This window comes from Pseudoalteromonas sp. SG45-5 (genome assembly GCF_014164085.1).
GTDB classification, from domain to species: Bacteria; Pseudomonadota; Gammaproteobacteria; order Enterobacterales; family Alteromonadaceae; genus Pseudoalteromonas; species Pseudoalteromonas aliena.
Genome location: NZ_JACJEM010000001.1, coordinates 44,850 through 62,509 on the forward strand (window position 1 = coordinate 44,850; position 17,660 = coordinate 62,509).

The 17,660-nt window shown below is 40.1% G+C and carries 16 protein-coding genes; 7 read left to right on the forward strand and 9 right to left on the reverse strand.

Going from position 1 to position 17,660, the window contains the following annotated elements:
• Positions 1 to 140: 140 nt before the first annotated feature.
• From H5119_RS00195 to pspA, 5 genes are all read right to left on the reverse strand, one after another.
• Complete coding sequence (locus H5119_RS00195) at positions 141 to 1,166, reverse strand: TIGR01620 family protein (protein WP_138584312.1); 1,026 nt, start codon at positions 1,164 to 1,166, stop codon at positions 141 to 143.
• Positions 1,163 to 2,581, reverse strand: a complete 1,419-nt coding sequence (locus H5119_RS00200) for a YcjX family protein (protein ID WP_182700779.1) — start codon at positions 2,579 to 2,581, stop codon at positions 1,163 to 1,165. Before H5119_RS00200 ends, H5119_RS00195 begins: the two co-directional genes overlap by 4 nt.
• 63 nt (positions 2,582 to 2,644) lie before the next feature.
• Positions 2,645 to 3,046, reverse strand: a complete 402-nt coding sequence (pspC, locus tag H5119_RS00205) for an envelope stress response membrane protein PspC (protein WP_182700780.1) — start codon at positions 3,044 to 3,046, stop codon at positions 2,645 to 2,647.
• Positions 3,043 to 3,276, reverse strand: a complete 234-nt coding sequence (pspB, locus tag H5119_RS00210) for an envelope stress response membrane protein PspB (protein WP_011328706.1) — start codon at positions 3,274 to 3,276, stop codon at positions 3,043 to 3,045. Before pspB ends, pspC begins: the two co-directional genes overlap by 4 nt.
• Positions 3,277 to 3,349: 73 nt before the next feature.
• Positions 3,350 to 4,009: a phage shock protein PspA gene (gene pspA, locus H5119_RS00215; protein WP_077537406.1), complete on the reverse strand. Its 660-nt coding sequence runs from the start codon at positions 4,007 to 4,009 to the stop codon at positions 3,350 to 3,352.
• Between the two features lie 186 nt (positions 4,010 to 4,195).
• Between pspA and pspF the strand changes: the two genes are divergently transcribed.
• From pspF to H5119_RS00250, 7 genes are all read left to right on the forward strand, one after another.
• On the forward strand, positions 4,196 to 5,257 hold the full coding sequence (gene pspF, locus H5119_RS00220) for a phage shock protein operon transcriptional activator (protein WP_182700781.1): 1,062 nt from the start codon (positions 4,196 to 4,198) through the stop codon (positions 5,255 to 5,257).
• Positions 5,258 to 5,274: 17 nt separating this feature from the next.
• On the forward strand, positions 5,275 to 6,882 hold the full coding sequence (locus H5119_RS00225) for an ABC transporter substrate-binding protein (protein WP_182700782.1): 1,608 nt from the start codon (positions 5,275 to 5,277) through the stop codon (positions 6,880 to 6,882).
• Positions 6,882 to 7,916, forward strand: coding sequence for an ABC transporter permease subunit (locus H5119_RS00230; protein ID WP_182700783.1), 1,035 nt, complete (start codon positions 6,882 to 6,884; stop codon positions 7,914 to 7,916). Before H5119_RS00225 ends, H5119_RS00230 begins: the two co-directional genes overlap by 1 nt.
• Positions 7,903 to 8,796, forward strand: a complete 894-nt coding sequence (locus H5119_RS00235) for an ABC transporter permease subunit (RefSeq protein ID WP_024612314.1) — start codon at positions 7,903 to 7,905, stop codon at positions 8,794 to 8,796. The genes H5119_RS00230 and H5119_RS00235 overlap by 14 nt, the downstream gene beginning before the upstream one ends.
• Entirely contained in the window at positions 8,797 to 9,789 is a 993-nt protein-coding gene (locus tag H5119_RS00240; protein WP_182700784.1) for an oligopeptide/dipeptide ABC transporter ATP-binding protein, read from the forward strand.
• On the forward strand, positions 9,789 to 10,550 hold the full coding sequence (locus H5119_RS00245) for an ATP-binding cassette domain-containing protein (RefSeq protein ID WP_077537401.1): 762 nt from the start codon (positions 9,789 to 9,791) through the stop codon (positions 10,548 to 10,550). Before H5119_RS00240 ends, H5119_RS00245 begins: the two co-directional genes overlap by 1 nt.
• Before the next feature lie 89 nt (positions 10,551 to 10,639).
• Entirely contained in the window at positions 10,640 to 11,125 is a 486-nt protein-coding gene (locus tag H5119_RS00250) for a VOC family protein (RefSeq protein WP_182700785.1), read from the forward strand.
• 67 nt (positions 11,126 to 11,192) lie between these two features.
• On the opposite strand, the gene H5119_RS00255 is transcribed toward H5119_RS00250, so the two are convergent.
• The 4 genes from H5119_RS00255 to clpX form a co-directional block, all read right to left on the reverse strand.
• Positions 11,193 to 13,094 (reverse strand): SurA N-terminal domain-containing protein, encoded by a 1,902-nt coding sequence (locus tag H5119_RS00255; protein ID WP_182700786.1) that lies wholly within the window; start codon positions 13,092 to 13,094, stop codon positions 11,193 to 11,195.
• A gap of 171 nt (positions 13,095 to 13,265) precedes the next feature.
• Positions 13,266 to 13,556, reverse strand: a complete 291-nt coding sequence (locus H5119_RS00260) for an HU family DNA-binding protein (RefSeq protein ID WP_157849304.1) — start codon at positions 13,554 to 13,556, stop codon at positions 13,266 to 13,268.
• 195 nt (positions 13,557 to 13,751) lie between these two features.
• The gene (lon, locus tag H5119_RS00265; RefSeq protein ID WP_182700787.1) at positions 13,752 to 16,109 is read right to left on the reverse strand and encodes an endopeptidase La; all 2,358 of its coding nucleotides are present in this window, start codon (positions 16,107 to 16,109) and stop codon (positions 13,752 to 13,754) included.
• 150 nt (positions 16,110 to 16,259) lie between these two features.
• Positions 16,260 to 17,543: an ATP-dependent protease ATP-binding subunit ClpX gene (gene clpX, locus H5119_RS00270; protein WP_077537397.1), complete on the reverse strand. Its 1,284-nt coding sequence runs from the start codon at positions 17,541 to 17,543 to the stop codon at positions 16,260 to 16,262.
• Between the last annotated feature and the right edge of the window lie 117 nt (positions 17,544 to 17,660).

A 17,660-nucleotide genomic window follows, 5' to 3' on the forward strand; every position in this document is an offset into this window, starting at 1 on the left:
TTTTTTTGATTATTATGTTTTTGCGATTCAACAATCAAAACGTATGCGCTTACAAACAGCAAGCATGCCGGATGCTCAGATGGCTATTTGTGTAAAAACCATGCAGCGCACGTTTGTACACAAATATTGCCACTGCTAATCTAGTGTGTTGGTTCAGCCTTTTTACGGCTCATTATTTTACCTGCGATACTTTGCACAGTCCCTTTTAATAAACTGCGTTTGTTTTCAAGCCTTGGTAATGGGCGACTAAGCTCCATTGCTTTGTAACCAATACGCGCTGTAAAAATACCGGCGCTGACCCCTTGCGCAGCCCGTCCAGAAAGCTTACCTAAAAGCTCAGCACTCAATGCAGTTGCAGCAAGGTCAGAGACAAGCTCAGCACTGCCTACAAACATCACTTGTTTTATCAGCATACGGTATAACTTTATACGGCTTGCGTAGCCAAAACCAATGCCGTAAATTTTACCAATTTGTTCTATTAACTTAGTCCCGCGCCAAAGCACAGCCATCATATCCACCAGCGCAAGTGGGCTTAGGGCAACTAGCAATGCGGATTCAGTCGCAAAACGATTTATAAGCTTTTTGGCTTTGGTATCTTGAGTTATTAATAGACTATTGGCATACAGCGTCATTATTTCTTTATCGCTGTGATGCGTAGCTACTTGGTTTTTGAAGGTTTCAAAGTTATCGAGTTGCTGGTGTTTATTGAGCTTTTCAAGCCAAGGGAGTGCACCTCCTACTTGCTCGCTGTTTAAAAGCCTGTCGGCTTCAACTCGGTGCAATTGGTTACGCTTTAAACTGCGCAGCATTCGGTACTCTCGCCACAATAAGCGCCCTATTAGCAGTACGCCACTTACAACCGCAGTTAAATAAACACTGCCTAAAATAATTGACTGCTCGAAAGCAAATACTAACGAGTATGCAAACTCTAAAAGCACCAGCACTATAAAACTAATAGCAAAAACACCTTTAAGTGTTTGCCACTTTGACTTTTTGTACACAGGTTCCAGATCTATTTCTGGCTCTAGTGCTTCATCTTCAAGTTCTTCGTAATCACTTTGTCCGTGCTGAATAATTTTTGCAGGTGCTAAAACGGGCTCCTTTTGCTCAATGCTTTGCGTATCTATACGACGCCCTGCTTGAAATTTTTGGCTTGACTCACTCATGTTAATTTGTCTCCTAGCAGGTACTGCATGACATGATCTAATCGAATGTGTTTTAGTTGTTTATCGGGGCTCGGCATTGGAGAAAACGATAAAAACTCAAATCCCTGTGCCGGCCACTCACGTTTATTAAGCATTCGCGTGGGTGGTTGCGGTGGTAAATACGTAAGCCAATCAGACTCGTTTAAAGGTTTGCCATAAATGCAATCAAGCGTTTGGCCTTTGTCGGTAATTTGGCGTGGCTGCGTGGCTGTAATTGAAGACATAGCCATGGTTTCTATTTGCACACCATCAAACTTTAAATGATTACTTTGCTCATGCACGAGCGAATCTAGTAGCAGTGCTAAGTCTTTATGGTGCTTTGCACTTATATGATCAGATTTATTAGCTGCAAATAATATTTTGTCTATGTTGGGCTTAAATAAACGTTTAAAAAAGCCCGACTCACCGTAATTAAAGTGCGCGAGTAATTGGTTTATTACACTGCTTTGCTCTTGTAGGGTTTCGTGCCCTTCGTTTAATGCACTAAGTACATCGACAAGTACAATTTGGCGATCAAAGTGCCTAAAATGCTCATTATAAAATGGTTTTACGACTTCTTTAATATAGCCGTTAAAACGCTTAATTAAATGCGCTAAATTAGAACCTGCAACGACATCGTCACTATTTATCTCACCCGATACCGGAAAAAACAATAACAATGGCGCGCCTTGTAAATCACCTGGCATAAGCATGCGCCCAGGTTGCAACATGGCAAGTTTGGTGTCTTTTTTAAGCCCGACTAACATGCTTTGATAAAGCTGAGCAATATGAGCAAGTGCGTTTTCATCAACGGGAGCGTTTAAGTCAAGTTGCTCAACGGCTATTAAAAAATCACTTGATGTGTTTACGCGCGAAGGCTGAGTTAATAACGGATATTGCTGCTCGCACCACTGCCTATAGCTTTGCTCAAGCATAGGTAAATCAAGGAGCCATTCACCCGGGTAGTCAATAATATCTAAATAAAGCGTTGATTGCGGCGAAAAGTGCCCACGCAGCCCCGCATTACTTTGATACTTTATTGCCAAGCGTAGTGTATTAATACGCTCGGTTGATGCTGGCCATGAGGGATCGCCATCGCTGGGTAATAATGAATTTAACGCGCGTGTATAATTAAATGTAGGGACTTTTAACGCTTCTTGCGGCACAACTTTGGTGGCAACGTGGCGATGCTCACGCATTACATCAAAAAAAGGTAAGTTTTTATCGTCCGCTTGGGTTGTTAAGTGTTTAACAAGCGCGGTAATAAACGCTGTTTTACCGCTGCCACTTAGGCCCGTTACGGCCAGCTTTACATGCTGATTTAAACTACGATGGAGGGCTTTTTGTGCTTTGCCTTTAATGCTTTTAAAGGTCTTTTTTGCAAATGATTGGCTCATAAAGTGTCTTGCACCTAATTTGCCGTAATTTATCACGCTGCAAATAAGGTGCTATTAAATCCTTTAAAGTTTGTTGATTTCACGGCTCACCGTAAACTCGCTTGAAGTAATATGGCGCTCCATATCTTGAAGGCGAGTATCTACGCGCGTTAAACGCTCTTTTAAATCTTGCAAAGCGCGGCGCGGTGGCTCGCCTTTTTGCCATACTTTAAATTTTACTTCTAGTGGGTCGTCATGTTTAGCAGAGCTTGTATTATTAGCTGTAGTTGGCTCTTTTTTATCCAAAATAAACCAAGCAGCAATATACGCTACCACAAATAGTGGACCACCTGTTAGCAGTACCGCACTAACAAATATAATGCGAACTAACCATAACTCCATATTAAAGTAGTCACTTAATCCCGCACATACACCCGCTATTTTACCGCGCTGTGGGTCTCTTAATAATTCGCGTTTGGTACTCATACTTTACGCCTCCACTGTGGTGACTCTTGATCAAGTAGTGCTTCTAACGTTTCTACTCTGTCAGCCATTTTTTCGGCTTTTTGTGCAAGCTCCAGTAACTGACGATGTTCGTGCTCACTCAACCCTTGACTGACTTGTTTTTTGCTACGGTAGTGTAAAATTAACCACAGCGGTGCAACAAAAATCATAAATAAGATAAATGGTGCAACTAATATCTCTGGATCAAACATAACCCTCTCCTAACAATCCGTTTTGATGTTTTTAAGCAGTGGGGCACATGGCCCCATCTATTTTTATATGCAATTATTTATCAGCTAGCTTCTTTTTAAGTTCGGCGAGCTCATCATCTATTTTTTCATTTTTTTGTAGATTAGCAATTTCGTCCGCTAACGTCTTTTTACCTAAATCGTAAGACTCAATTTGAGATTCTAGCCCATCAATTTTAGTTTCGTAACGTTCAAAACGATTAAGTGCATCTTCTACTTTTGAGCTATCAAGTGCTTTTTTCACTTCAAGGCGCGACTCAGCCGAACGTTGACGAAGTATAATGGCTTTTTGACGAGATTTCGCATCTGCTAGCTTTTCTTGTAGTGTCGTTACTTCTTGTTGAAGTTTTTCTATGTGAGATTCTACATGTTCAAGTTCACTTGTTACTGTAGCAACGGCATCAGCCGACTTTTGTTTTTCAAGTAATGCTGAGCGCGCTAAATCGTCGCGATCTTTACTTAAAGCCAGTTCTGCTTTTTCTTGCCAATCGGTTACTTGCGCTTTTAAAGTGTCTACACGACGTACAATTTCTTTTTTCTCAGCCAGTGTTTTAGCTGAAGTAGAACGCACTTCTACAAGCGTATCCTCCATTTCTTGAATAATCAGACGAACCATTTTTTCTGGGTCTTCTGCTTTATCTAAAATGGCGTTGATATTAGAATTAACAATATCTGCAAAACGTGAAAAAATTCCCATAACATTTACCTCTGTAATTAAAACGTAGTTAGTCTGCTATAACTAGTATCAATATACTTGCCAACTTTTTAAAAGATAAAATACACTTTATTTTCATTAAGTTAAACTATATATACAAATTTCTTTAGTTCTCCCCGATTATGAAATACACTAACTGTTAGTAAAAATGACCAAGAGTTAGGAAATATGAGCCAATACCGCCAACAGGATAATTTACTCGGCCAATCAGATAGCTTTTTATCTGTATTAGATCAGGTATCGCAGCTAGCTAATTTAGATAAGCCAGTGCTTATTATTGGTGAACGCGGCACAGGTAAGGAGCTAATCGCAGCACGCTTACATTTTTTATCTAAACGTTGGGAGCAAAACTACGTAAAGCTCAACTGTGCAGCGCTTAACGAAAACCTACTCGAAAGTGAATTATTTGGCCATGAAAGCGGTGCGTTCACGGGGGCAAGTAAACGCCACGAAGGTCGTTTTGAACGCGCTAACAGCGGGACGTTATTTTTAGATGAACTAGCCAATACTTCCGCTATGGTACAAGAAAAACTGCTACGCGTTATAGAATACGGTGAGTTTGAACGTGTTGGCGGCAAACAAACTGTAAAAGTAGATACACGCTTAGTGTGTGCAACAAACGAAGACCTCCCTTATTTGGCTGAGCAAGGTGAATTTAGAAGTGACTTACTCGATCGCCTTGCATTTGACGTAATTACCCTACCGCCGCTGCGCGAACGCCAAGACGATATTATGCTCCTTGCTGAACAGTTTGCGATGAATATGGCGCGAGATTTAGAATGGGCGTTATTTAGCGGCTTTACCCGCAGCGCGACCGACACACTGCTTAGTTATGATTGGCCTGGTAATATTCGTGAGCTTAAAAATGTTGTTGAGCGTAGTTTGTATCGCCATGGGAGTGAACATATTCCCGTTCACCAGATTATTTTAGACCCATTTGACAGCCCTTTTAGGCCAAAAGCACGTGTAAAAGCGCCACTAGCGACTCAAACCGTTAACGCTGACCCTATTGTTATTGCTCCACCTATTACTCAAGCGAGCACTGATATAGCCGTTGATATTCAATTTCCGTGTAATCTCAAAGAGCGCTCAAACGACTTTGAAATAAACATGATTAATAAAGCGCTCGAGCATAGCCAATTTAATCAAAAGAAAACTGCAGAAGTACTTGGTTTAACGTATCATCAATTACGTGGTTATCTTAAAAAATACAACTTGTTGGATCAATAATAGTAGAGGTTATGCGGGTGCATAAATTATTACTTATTTTGCTAGCGGCTACATTAGTTGGTTGCATAGATAGTAAAGAAGAAGTCATCGAAGAAAAAAACCAAGGCTTAGTTTATTGCGCTGAAGCTAATCCTGTGTCGTTTAATCCGCAAGTGACCACTACGGGTTCCACTATTGATATAATTGCCAACCAGTTATACGACCGCTTAATTAGTATTGACCCTGTTACAGCAGAGTTTCAAAGCGAGTTAGCTACCGACTGGAAAATCAGTAAAGATGGTAAATCAATCATGTTTACGTTACGCAAGGGTGTAAAATTTCACACCACATCTTACTTTACTCCTACTCGTGACTTTAATGCTGATGACGTTATTTTTACGTTTAGTCGACTGTTTGATGTTTATAACCCTTACCATTTTGTAGGCGAAGCTAATTATCCGTATTTTCAGAGCGTAGGCCTTGACCAGCTTATTCAAAACATTGTTAGAGTATCTGACTATCAAGTTCGATTTGAGCTATTTAATGCTGAAAGTAGCTTTTTAGCCAATATAGCAACCGACTTTGCGGTTGTGCTCTCGCAAGAATATGCAATGAAGTTAAAAGCAAATGAGCAAACCAATTTATTCGATCAATACCCTGTTGGCACCGGCCCTTATATTTATAAAGAATATCGCCGCGATCATCTGGTGCGTTTTTATAGAAACCCGCTGTACTGGAAACACGATGTGGTACTAGAGCAGTTGGTTTACGATATAACACCAAATGGGACTGCACGTATTGCAAAGATGTTGACTAAAGAATGTGATGTAACGGCCCACCCAAGCAGTGCCCAGTTGAGTATTTTAGCGCAACGTGATGATATTAATATTGAAAAAGAAACCAATTTAAATGTGGGTTATTGGGCCTTTAATACCGAACGTGCTCCATTTGACAATATAAAGGTGCGCCAAGCACTGGCTCATGCCATCGACATAGATAAAATAATGCAAGCTGTGTATTACGGTAACGGTACGCGTGCACAATCAATCTTACCGCCAACATCATGGGCGTTCGAGTCACAAAAAAATATGCCTACGTTTGATCCCGAGCTTGCTAAAAAATTATTGATTGAAACTGGCTTACCAAATGGATTTGATATGAATATTTGGGCAATGCCAGTAAGTCGAATTTATAACCCTAATGCACGTAAAATGGCTGAGCTTATGCAAAGTGATTTACGCAAAATTGGTGTTAATGTCAGTATTGTAGAGTACGAATGGAATACATTTATACAACGCATTGGCGAGCATCGCCACGACAGTGTTTTACTCGGATGGGCCGCAGATACACCCGATCCGGATAATTTTTTTAGTCCATTGCTCAGTTGCTCCGCCACTTTTAGCGGTAAAAACCCAGCTAATTGGTGCAACCCTAAATTTGATTTACTGCTGACTCAAGCTCTCGATACCACAGATCTCAATCTGCGTAAAAAATACTACGTACAAGCGCAAAACATGATTATAGATGAGCTCCCATTGTTACCTCTTGCTCATGGCTTGCGTTTTCAAGCAAGTAGCGCAGATGTAGAAGGTATAACATTGGGCCCGTTTGGTGCTATTTCATTAGCTAATGCAAGGAAGAAATAATGATTCTAGATTATATTTTTCGACGCCTTGGTTTGCTTGTCTTTATGGTGTTTATGCTCAGTGTTTTCACCTTCTCACTTGCTTATTTATTTCCTGGTGAGCCGCTCAGTAACTTAAGTGGCATACCGAGTAATAACTTTGCTCAGCACAGTGCGCTTGAAGATAAATACTTATATAACAGTAATTACTTTATGCAATATTTCGCCTTTTTAGGGCGAATTTTACAAGGCGATTGGGGCGTGTCGTTTGCCTCTGGGCAAAATGTATTTACACATATTATTGCTTTATTACCCGCCACATTAGAGCTGAGTATTTATGCACTTATTGTATCGGTTGTAGTCGGCGTACCCGTTGGTATTTTAGCTTCTGTTTATTATAAGCGTTGGCCAGATAAGCTCATTAACTCTAGCGCCATGATTGGGTATTCAATGCCTGTTTTTTGGTTAGCTCTGTTACTCATTATGGTATTTTCATTAAAACTAGGCTGGTTTCCAATGTCGGGGAGAATGGGCTTACTTTACGAAATCCCATCTGTAACCGGTTTTATTTTAATTGATATTGCATTAGCCAACTTTCCTTATCGAGGAATTGCATTTTTAGATGCTCTGCGCCATTTAACATTGCCAACTATTGTACTCGCTATGTATCCAACCACCGTTTTAATACGTTTTACACGGGAGTCAATGCTCAAGGTAATGGACCAAAACTTTATAAAAACAGCCCGAGCAAAAGGGCTTAATCGCAGACAACTTATAATGCACCATGCACTGCGTAATGCATTGCTGCCGGTCATTAAACAAATTGGCTTGCAGTTTAGTACGCTTATCACACTTGCCATGATAACAGAGGTTATATTCTCATGGCCTGGTGTTGGTCGTTGGTTAATCGATAGTATTTATCAGCGCGACTTTCCCGCGATTCAAGGTGGGTTAATGGCCGTATCGTTGTTTGTTATTTTAGCCACTATTATTACCGAACTTACTTACACCTTATTCGACCCAATTTCACGGAACCAAGCTCATGGCAAAGTTTAATTTATTTTCTGAAGAGTCGAATACATCGCCACTGGCGCGATTTTGGCGAAAGTTTAAAAATAATCACCCTGCATTAGTTGGTTTGTGGATATTTTTAGCCTTTGCTTTGCTTGCCGCCAGCGCACCATTTTTAGCGCCTTATGGCGTAAACCAACAGCATAGTGATGCACTGCTTATTCCACCGTCATGGCGAGAAATGGGCGATGTACGTTTTATTTTAGGTACCGATGATTTAGGTAGAGATGTACTTTCGCGCTTAATGAATGGCGCTACTTATACGTTCGGACTGTCGGTTGTAGCGGCGCTCCTTACCACTATTATTGGTGTTCTGGTGGGCACTTTTGCTGGTATTAGCCGTGGGCTACGATCAAGTTTTTTAAATCATTTACTTGATATAACACTGTCTATTCCTTCTTTATTATTAGCGATTATTATTATTGCGGTACTTGGGCCTGGTTTAATGAATACAGTGTGGGCTATTATTTTAGCTCTGCTACCGCAATTTATTCACTCAATAAAAAGCCTGATTGTTGATGAATTAAATAAAGATTACATTACCGCTTTTAAGCTTGATGGTGCGTCTAACTGGCATATAATATCGCGCGGGATATTCCCCAATATTTACGAACATATTGTTGTTATTTTTACTATGGCGCTATCGACTGCAATATTAGATATTTCAGCGCTGGGCTTTTTAAAATTAGGCGCTCAGCCTCCCACCACAGAGTGGGGTGCAATTTTAGCCGAAAACCTTGGCCTGATTTATTTAGCGCCTTGGACTGTTGCGTTACCAGGCGTATTATTATTTTTAGCGGTACTATCAACCAATTTGGTGGGCGACGGACTGCGACAGGTGTTAAAAGAACGTAAGGCTGATTAAATGCAATTACTAGATGTTCGAAACCTAACTATTGAGCTACGCACCTCGGAAACGGTAATTAGAGCCGTAGACAGAGTCAGCTTTAGTTTAAAAGAAGGCGAGGTACACGCACTTGTAGGCGAGTCTGGCTCTGGCAAGAGCCTAATAGCAAAAGCCATTGTCGGTGTTTTAAACGAACGCTGGGACATCACCGCAGATAGAATTCACTGGCGTGGTGTTGATTTAATGCGTTTAACACCCGAGCAACGCCGTAAAACAGTGAGCCAAGATATTGCGATGATTTACCAAGATCCAAGTCGCAGCCTTGACCCAACCGCAAAAATATTCGATCAAATAGCTGAAACATTGCCGGAAGTCGCAAGTAAAGGGTTTTTCTTAAAACGCAATCGCGAGCGAAAAGATAGGGTAAAGGCACTTATCCATAAAGTTGGGATTAAAAATCATGAATCCGTACTCGATAGTTACCCCCATGAGCTCTCAGAAGGCGTGTGCCAAAAAGTAATGATTGCGATGGCCATAGCCCGAACGCCAAAGCTGCTTATTGCAGATGAGCCAACAACGGCGCTTGAAAGTACCACGCGTGCACAAGTATTTAGGTTATTAAAAAGCTTAAATCAATTAAAAAACATGTCTATTTTGATGATTTCTCATGAACTCGAAGAAATTGCACATTGGTCGCATGGTATTCATGTTTTATATTGCGGACAAATGGTCGAAGCGGGACCTACTCACAAAATTTTTACCCAGCCTCGTCACCCTTATACACAAGCTTTATTAAAAAGCTTACCGGATTACGAGCAAGGCCTCTCTCATAAAGAGCCTTTTTATGCACTTAAAGGAAGCATTCCTACGTTGCAGCATTTACCTATAGGTTGTCGACTAGGACCACGCTGTCCACAAGCACAAAAAGCATGTGTTGTTACCCCTCCACTTACCAAGCACAATGGCCACAGTTATGCGTGTCACTTTCCACTTATTAAGGACATGAGATAATGCAACCGGTATTAAAAGTACAAGCTTTATCTAAAACATTTAATGTACGGGCTGGCTTATTTAATCGAAAGAAATTTGAAGTACTCAAAAATATTTCGTTTTGTATAGGTAAAGGTGAAACTCTTGCTGTAATTGGTGAAACGGGCGCTGGTAAAAGTACGCTAGCTAAGTTACTCGCCGGCGCTGATCATGCTGATAGCGGACAAATTTTGCTAGAAGGTAATATTATTGAAGACAACGGCATTCGCGATGATCAATGTCGTCATATTCGAATGATTTTTCAAGACTCAGGGGCGTCACTAAATCCAGGATTAACCATTGGCGATATGCTTGATGACTGCCTTTTATATAATACTGAGTTTGATAAGGCACTGCGCATCGAAAAAATAAATACCACACTGTCTAAAGTTGGATTATTAAGAGATCATCAGCATTACTATCCGCATATGTTTAGCGTAGGTCAATTACAGCGTGTAGCACTCGCTCGTGCATTAATTTTGGATCCCAAGGTTGTTGTACTCGACGAAGCAGTATCATCATTAGACCCTTCTATACGTGCGCAGATAGTTAATTTACTACTAAAGTTACAACGTGATACAGGACTGACATATATCATGATCACCCACCACTTGAGTTTAGTACGCCATATTAGCGACCACGTTGTGGTGCTCGACAAAGGCGAAGTAGTCGAATACGGTGCCACCGAAGTCGTTTTTCAAAACCCACAGTCAAAAGTAACGCAGCGTTTACTGAGCTGCTAAAAGCAGCTTATAGATTTATACCTTTTTTGTGAGATAACCGTATTTAGATAGGTCTTATTGTTAACTGCTTTTAATTAACAAGAGATATCATGTTTAAAAAAACGTTATTACTTAGTCTTTCTCCCCTACTACTTCTATCCGTTTCTGCTATTGCTGATACACCAAAAGACGTTAAAAACTGGGTTGGCGGAGTTGACCACTTAGGATTAACCGTGTCAGACCTTGATTCGTCTCAAGCTTTTTTTACTGACGTACTTGGTTTTAAAACGCTAGGAAGCGATTCAACCTATCCCGCTTATTTTTTATCAAACAATAAAATAACCATTACATTGTGGCGAGTTAAAAATGATCAAAAACGTGTGGAGTTTAATCGAGCAGAAAATGTGGGCTTACACCACTTAGCACTCAGTGTTGAGAGTATTGAAAAGTTAGCGCAGCTACACGATCATTTAAAAACGCAAAGTAATGTTAAAATTGAATTTGCACCAGAGAATTTAGGCAAGGGCCCAACGCAGCATATGATGATAAGGGAGCCTAGTGGTAATCGGATTGAGTTTATTGCCAGAGGTAATTAATACCAACTTTATTCAAGACAATAAAAAAGGCGCTTTAAAAGCACCTTTCTTTATGAGCTAAAGTTAATTACTCAACAGATTGTGTAACCGTTGGTAAGTTAAGCTCAGCATTCGCTTTAAGCGCTTCAATAAATACCATGTAGTTTTTATTTGCTTGCGCCATAGTAATGCTTTGCTTGGCTTGTGGATCAATATCAGCTGCAACTTGTGCATCAGTTACCGACTTAAGCGCGACAATCGCTGCATCACCGTTATTTAAATCAACAACGTCTACCACTGCAGAATCTACTGGGTGAGCCATTTTAAAAGCTTGAGTCACAATCGCAGGTGATACCGTGTAGCTTTGACGTGTTAACTGCGCTTCTTGGCGAACAGTTAAACTTTGCTCGCTCGCTACATCATTTAAGCCCTTACCTGCTTGCACTTCTGCAAATAAGCTACGTGCTTTACTTTTAGCCAGTGTTGATGACTGTTCGTTAACTAAGCGGGTTTTAATTTGCTCACTTACTTCGCTTAATGGTTTAGTCGTAGCAGGTTTGTGTTCATTAACACGAACAACAATGGCATGCTCATTACCAAGCTCTATAACCTCAGAGTTTACTTTATCTTCAAGTAAATCAACTGACGATAACGCGGTTATAACCGACGCATTATTTAATGGCTCTGGTAATGCATTAAGTGCTAAAAGTGATGTTGATTTAATCTCTAAACCAGCCGCTTCAGCAGCATCATCTAAACGGTCTGAAATTTCAAACGCAAGCGCACCCATTTCTGTTTGCTTTTCGTAAAATGCGTCAACTTTTTCAGCTTGTTCAAGCTCTGCACGTAAATCAGCTTTAACATCATCATAGGCTTTTACCTGCTGTGGCTGAATATCAGTTAACTTGATTATGTGATAACCAAACTCTGAAACAACAACATCTGAAAACTCACCTTTGTTTTTAAGAGCAAATGTAGCATCTTCAAAAGCAGGATCCATTACGTCGCGTTCGATCCATTCAAGATCTCCGCCAAGTTCTGCACTGACAATATCATCCGATGATGATTGTGCAAGCTCAGCAAAATCTGCACCTTCTTTTAACTGTGCTAAAAGCGTATCCGCTTTTTCCTTTGCGGCATCGTCATCTTCGCTGTTATCAATTAAGATGTGTGAAACGCGGCGCTTTTCAGGCTCTACATACTGTGCTTTATTTTGTTCATAGTATGCTTTTACATCATCCTCAGTAACCGACTCAACAGTGATATCTTCAGCTTTAAGCTCAATATAATTTACCGAGATAAGCTCTGGCGACAAAAACTGCGATGCATTTAGCTCATAGTAGTCAGATACTTGCTCATCAGTTATTACGATATCAGCCGCTAATGCTTCTTTGTTTACAACTAAGTAGTCAATGCTACGCGTTTGCTGTTGTAGGGCAATTGCACTTTTAAGCTCACTGTCTAGTGCAAAGTCAGTACCTGCGACTGCTGATACAAGCTGGCTACGAGTCATATCTTTACGTAGATATTCACGAAATGCATCTGGTTGAAAATTCATTTGACGAATAACTTGTAAGTAACGGTCGTTATTAAACTGCTCGCCTACTTGAAAGTACGGTAACTCTAAAATTGTTTTTCGAATACTTGCATCGCTTACGCGAAGACCCAATTCTGCCGCTAGTTGTGTTTGCAGTTCTTGTTGTACTAAACGGTCAATGACACCTTGACGAATTCTCGCCATGTAAGTTGGATCTGCAGATATTTGTGCAAAGTATTCACCAAATTGTTGCTCTAGTCGACTGCGCTCATTTTGATACGCGCGATTAAAGTCGGTTTGGCTAATTTTAACTCCATTTACTTCAGCAACGGGTTGTTCCGTGGTTTGACCAAGGTAACTGCCTATCCCTGCTAAGGCAAAAGATAAAATCACCGCGCCTAAAATTATTTTGGCTACAGGTCCTTGCGAACCTTCTCTGATTTTCTCAAGCATTTGTTTATCTCTTTTTGATCAAGGTATTTTACCTTGTCACATGTAAAAAAAGCGTATCTTACCAGATACGCTTTTTCACTTGAAGTAACTGGCGGTAAAGTTACTTAACTCATCATTTGCGATTATTAAGTACTTGTACATTCGCCATAACTAATCTGTTTAAAATGATGATTAGTTTACTGCGTCTTTAAGCGCTTTGCCGGCTTTAAAAGCAGGAATGTTTGCAGCAGCAATTTGAATAGTTTCACCTGTTTGTGGGTTACGGCCGGCTCGTGCAGCACGTTCACGTACAGAGAAAGTACCAAAACCAACAAGTGCAACTGAATCGCCATCTTTTAAAGCGCCAGAAACAGATTCGATGAATGAATCTAGTGCACGACCTGCAGCCGCTTTAGAAATGTCAGCATCAGCTGCGATTTGATCGATTAATTGAGATTTATTCACAATATCATCCTCTTTCATTGTTATTATCAAGAGCGACGGTTTTTTAAACTAACATCACTTTTTTGAAAATTTTAGAGCAAACTTTTAATGCTCACATGATTATATTTTTCTTAAGCCTAGGCCCCATAAGGGCTAGGCTTGAAAACCAGTGCTTAACTTATCATACCGTTTAGATTTGAAAAGCCCTAAAAAGCACTTTTTTTGCGTTTTTTACTACTTTTTTGCCGTTTCGACTGAAAAACTCTCAACCGGATGCACTAAAGCTAGTTTTAATACTTCATCAATCCAAGTAACAGGGTGAATATCTAAGCCTGCCAGCACATTGTCTGGGATCTCTTTTAAATCACGTTCATTAATTTTTGGAATAATAACGGTTTTAATACCACCACGGTGAGCTGCCAATAATTTCTCTTTTAAGCCACCAATAGGTAATACTTCACCGCGTAGCGTAATTTCACCTGTCATTGCAACATCTGCACGCACTGGATTGCCTGTTAAGCTTGATACTAACCCAGTCACCATAGCAGCACCTGCGCTCGGACCATCTTTAGGTGTCGCACCTTCAGGTACATGCACGTGAATATCACGTTTTTCGTAAAAATCGCTATTAATACGGAATGTATCTGCACGATTACGCACGACCGTCATAGCCGCTTGAATCGATTCTTGCATTACATCTCCTAAAGAGCCGGTATAGGTCAATTTACCTTTACCAGGCACTGCCGCACATTCAATAGTAAGTAAATCGCCACCCACCTCAGTCCATGCAAGGCCCGTTACTTGGCCAATACGATCGCCGTCCTCCGCTTTACCGTAATCAAAGCGCTGTACACCTAAAAACTCTTCTAGGTTATCTTGATTGATAGTCACTGTTTTAGTGTCTTTTTCAATTAAAATATTCTTAACTGCTTTACGACACAATTTCGAAATTTCACGCTCAAGATTACGCACACCCGCTTCACGCGTGTAATAACGAATAATACCAACAATTGCACTATCAGCAATTTCAATTTCATGATCTTTTAAGCCATTACGCTTCACTTGCTTAGTAATTAAGTGCTCTTTTGCAATGTTTAACTTCTCGTCTTCGGTATAACCTGATAAACGGATAACTTCCATACGGTCTAATAATGGACCAGGAATGTTAAAGCTATTTGAGGTAGCTACAAACATAACATCAGATAAATCGTAATCTACTTCAAGGTAATGATCAGCAAAGTGGCTATTTTGTTCCGGATCGAGCACTTCTAGTAATGCAGATGCTGGATCTCCACGCATGTCTGATGACATTTTGTCTATTTCATCTAACAAAAATAATGGGTTTTTAACGCCCACTTTTGTCATGTTTTGAATTAACTTACCAGGCATTGAACCAATGTAGGTACGGCGATGTCCACGTATTTCAGCTTCATCACGTACGCCGCCTAGTGCCATACGAATATACTTACGACCCGTTGAGCGTGCAATAGATTGCCCTAGTGAGGTTTTACCCACACCTGGTGGCCCTACTAAACATAAAATCGGACCTTTAAGCTTATTAGTACGCTGTTGCACCGCAAGGTACTCTAAAATACGTTCTTTAACTTTATCAAGACCATGGTGATCGCTATCAAGAATTTTTTGCGCACTCGCTAAGTCTTTTTTAACTTTAGAACGTTTTTTCCACGGTACATTAATTAATGTATCAATGTATGAACGTACTACTGTCGCTTCTGCTGACATTGGCGACATCATCTTAAGTTTATTAAGCTCTGTGGTCGCTTTTTCTTGTGCTTCTGTTGGCATGCCTGACTCTTCGATGCGCTTTTTAAGTGCTTCAAATTCGTCAGGTACATCGTCAAGCTCACCAAGCTCTTTTTGAATGGCTTTCATTTGCTCGTTGAGGTAATACTCACGTTGAGACTTTTCCATCTGCTTTTTAACGCGGGTACGAATTTTCTTCTCAACTTGCAGTAAGTCTATTTCGCCTTCCATTAATGCCATTAAATATTCAAGACGTTCTGTAACGCTTGAAATTTCTAGCACTTTTTGCTTTTCAGGTACTTTTAACGGCATATGTGCAGCCATTGTGTCGGCCAGACGAGCAGGCTCATCGATACCTGAAACTGACGTTAGTACCTCAGGTGGAATTTTTTTATTAAGCTTTACATAGCCTTCAAACTGGCTAATAGCGCTGCGAATAAATACATCTTGCTCTTGCTCATCAATTAAATCAGATTCAATAAATTGAGCATTAGCAACAAAGAAATCATCGTTATCTACAAATTCTTCTATTTGCGCACGTTGTGTACCTTCCACTAATACTTTAACTGTGCCATCAGGTAATTTTAATAACTGAAGTACAGTTGCAATAGTACCAATACGATAAATATCATCTTGCTCAGGCTCGTCTACAGTTGCATCTTTTTGTGCAACCAAGAAAATTTGTTTGTCTTTGTCCATTGCCGCTTCTAGGCATTTTATTGATTTTTCACGGCCAACAAAAAGCGGGATCACCATGTGTGGATACACCACAACATCGCGCAGTGCTAGGACTGGGATTTCGACTCGGTCGGTTCTCTCAAGCGTCATTATATTTTCTCTTCGCACTTTATTTATTTTAAAGATTACTCAAGTATATGGGGATAACCTAATTAAAGTTCAACAATTTTTCCCAACTCGATTAAATTAATTATAAAAAAAGGAGCCTAAGGCTCCTTTTTTATGCAAATAGCTTAAAAACTACTCTGATGCAGTTTTTTCTTGTTTATTATTTTCATAAATCAAGATTGGGTCTGACTCACCTTTAATAACGGTTTCGTCAATAACCACTTTACTTACATCATCCATCGAAGGAAGTTCATACATAGTATTAAGCAGTACGCCTTCAACAATTGAACGAAGACCACGTGCACCTGTTTTACGCTCCATTGCTTTGTGAGCAATGGCAGCTAAGGCATCTTCGCGGAACTCAAGCTCAACATCTTCCATACCAAATAAAACAGAAAACTGCTTAGTAATGGCGTTTTTAGGCTCACTTAAGATTTGAACAAGTGCAGCTTCATCAAGCTCTGTTAACGTTGCAACTACTGGCAAACGACCTATAAACTCAGGGATTAAGCCATATTTAACTAAATCTTCTGGTTCTACGTCTTTAAATGTTTCACTTAACGAGCGACTCGCAGCAGATTCTTTTACGCTAACACCAAAACCAATACCGGTATTTTTATGACTTCGCTGCTCAATGACTTTATCTAAGCCCGAAAACGCACCACCACAAATAAATAAGATTTTAGATGTATCTACTTGTAAAAACTCTTGCTGTGGATGTTTACGGCCACCTTGCGGTGGTACTGATGCAATTGTACCTTCAATCAGTTTAAGTAGCGCCTGTTGAACGCCCTCACCCGATACGTCACGTGTGATCGATGGGTTATCTGACTTACGAGAAATTTTATCAATTTCATCAATGTAAACTATACCACGTTGTGCTTTTTCAACATCGTAGTCGCATTTTTGTAATAGCTTTTGAATGATATTTTCAACATCTTCACCTACATAACCTGCTTCGGTTAATGTCGTTGCATCTGCCATTGTAAATGGCACATCGAGTAAGCGTGCTAACGTTTCTGCTAATAGTGTTTTACCACTACCAGTTGGACCAATTAGTAATATATTACTTTTACTTAGCTCAATATCTTGCTTCGTCGATTGATTACGTAAACGTTTATAATGGTTATAAACAGCAACAGACAATACTTTTTTAGCATGATCTTGACCAATAACATAGTCGTCTAGGTGCTTACGAATCTCTTTTGGTACAGGTAATTTATCAGACGCATCATGCTTTGGAGCAATGTCTTTTATTTCTTCCCTGATGATATCGTTACACAGCTCTACACATTCATCACAGACGTATACTGAAGGGCCTGCAATTAATTTACGAACTTCATGCTGGCTTTTGCCACAAAAAGAACAGTATAACAATTTACTACTTTTGTCGCCGTCTGTAGGAGTGTCAGACATTCAGCTACCTCATTTATACGTTGGCCACCAAATTGGTTGGTGGCTATTTCAATACGTTTTAACTATACCAAAATTTAATTTTTTCGCATAGTAACTCTAAGTGGTAAGCAGATAACC

What these genes read in the sequence shown, in the direction of transcription:
- H5119_RS00195 (WP_138584312.1), bottom strand. Translation starts at nt 1,166, where the DNA reads ATGAGTGAGTCAAGCCAAAAATTTCAAGCAGGGCGTCGTATAGATACG.
- H5119_RS00200 (WP_182700779.1), bottom strand. Translation starts at nt 2,581, where the DNA reads ATGAGCCAATCATTTGCAAAAAAGACCTTTAAAAGCATTAAAGGCAAA.
- pspC (WP_182700780.1), bottom strand. Translation starts at nt 3,046, where the DNA reads ATGAGTACCAAACGCGAATTATTAAGAGACCCACAGCGCGGTAAAATA.
- pspB (WP_011328706.1), bottom strand. Translation starts at nt 3,276, where the DNA reads ATGTTTGATCCAGAGATATTAGTTGCACCATTTATCTTATTTATGATT.
- pspA (WP_077537406.1), bottom strand. Translation starts at nt 4,009, where the DNA reads ATGGGAATTTTTTCACGTTTTGCAGATATTGTTAATTCTAATATCAAC.
- pspF (WP_182700781.1), top strand. Translation starts at nt 4,196, where the DNA reads ATGAGCCAATACCGCCAACAGGATAATTTACTCGGCCAATCAGATAGC.
- H5119_RS00230 (WP_182700783.1), top strand. Translation starts at nt 6,882, where the DNA reads ATGATTCTAGATTATATTTTTCGACGCCTTGGTTTGCTTGTCTTTATG.
- H5119_RS00235 (WP_024612314.1), top strand. Translation starts at nt 7,903, where the DNA reads ATGGCAAAGTTTAATTTATTTTCTGAAGAGTCGAATACATCGCCACTG.
- H5119_RS00240 (WP_182700784.1), top strand. Translation starts at nt 8,797, where the DNA reads ATGCAATTACTAGATGTTCGAAACCTAACTATTGAGCTACGCACCTCG.
- H5119_RS00245 (WP_077537401.1), top strand. Translation starts at nt 9,789, where the DNA reads ATGCAACCGGTATTAAAAGTACAAGCTTTATCTAAAACATTTAATGTA.
- H5119_RS00250 (WP_182700785.1), top strand. Translation starts at nt 10,640, where the DNA reads ATGTTTAAAAAAACGTTATTACTTAGTCTTTCTCCCCTACTACTTCTA.
- H5119_RS00255 (WP_182700786.1), bottom strand. Translation starts at nt 13,094, where the DNA reads ATGCTTGAGAAAATCAGAGAAGGTTCGCAAGGACCTGTAGCCAAAATA.
- H5119_RS00260 (WP_157849304.1), bottom strand. Translation starts at nt 13,556, where the DNA reads ATGAAAGAGGATGATATTGTGAATAAATCTCAATTAATCGATCAAATC.
- lon (WP_182700787.1), bottom strand. Translation starts at nt 16,109, where the DNA reads ATGACGCTTGAGAGAACCGACCGAGTCGAAATCCCAGTCCTAGCACTG.
- clpX (WP_077537397.1), bottom strand. Translation starts at nt 17,543, where the DNA reads ATGTCTGACACTCCTACAGACGGCGACAAAAGTAGTAAATTGTTATAC.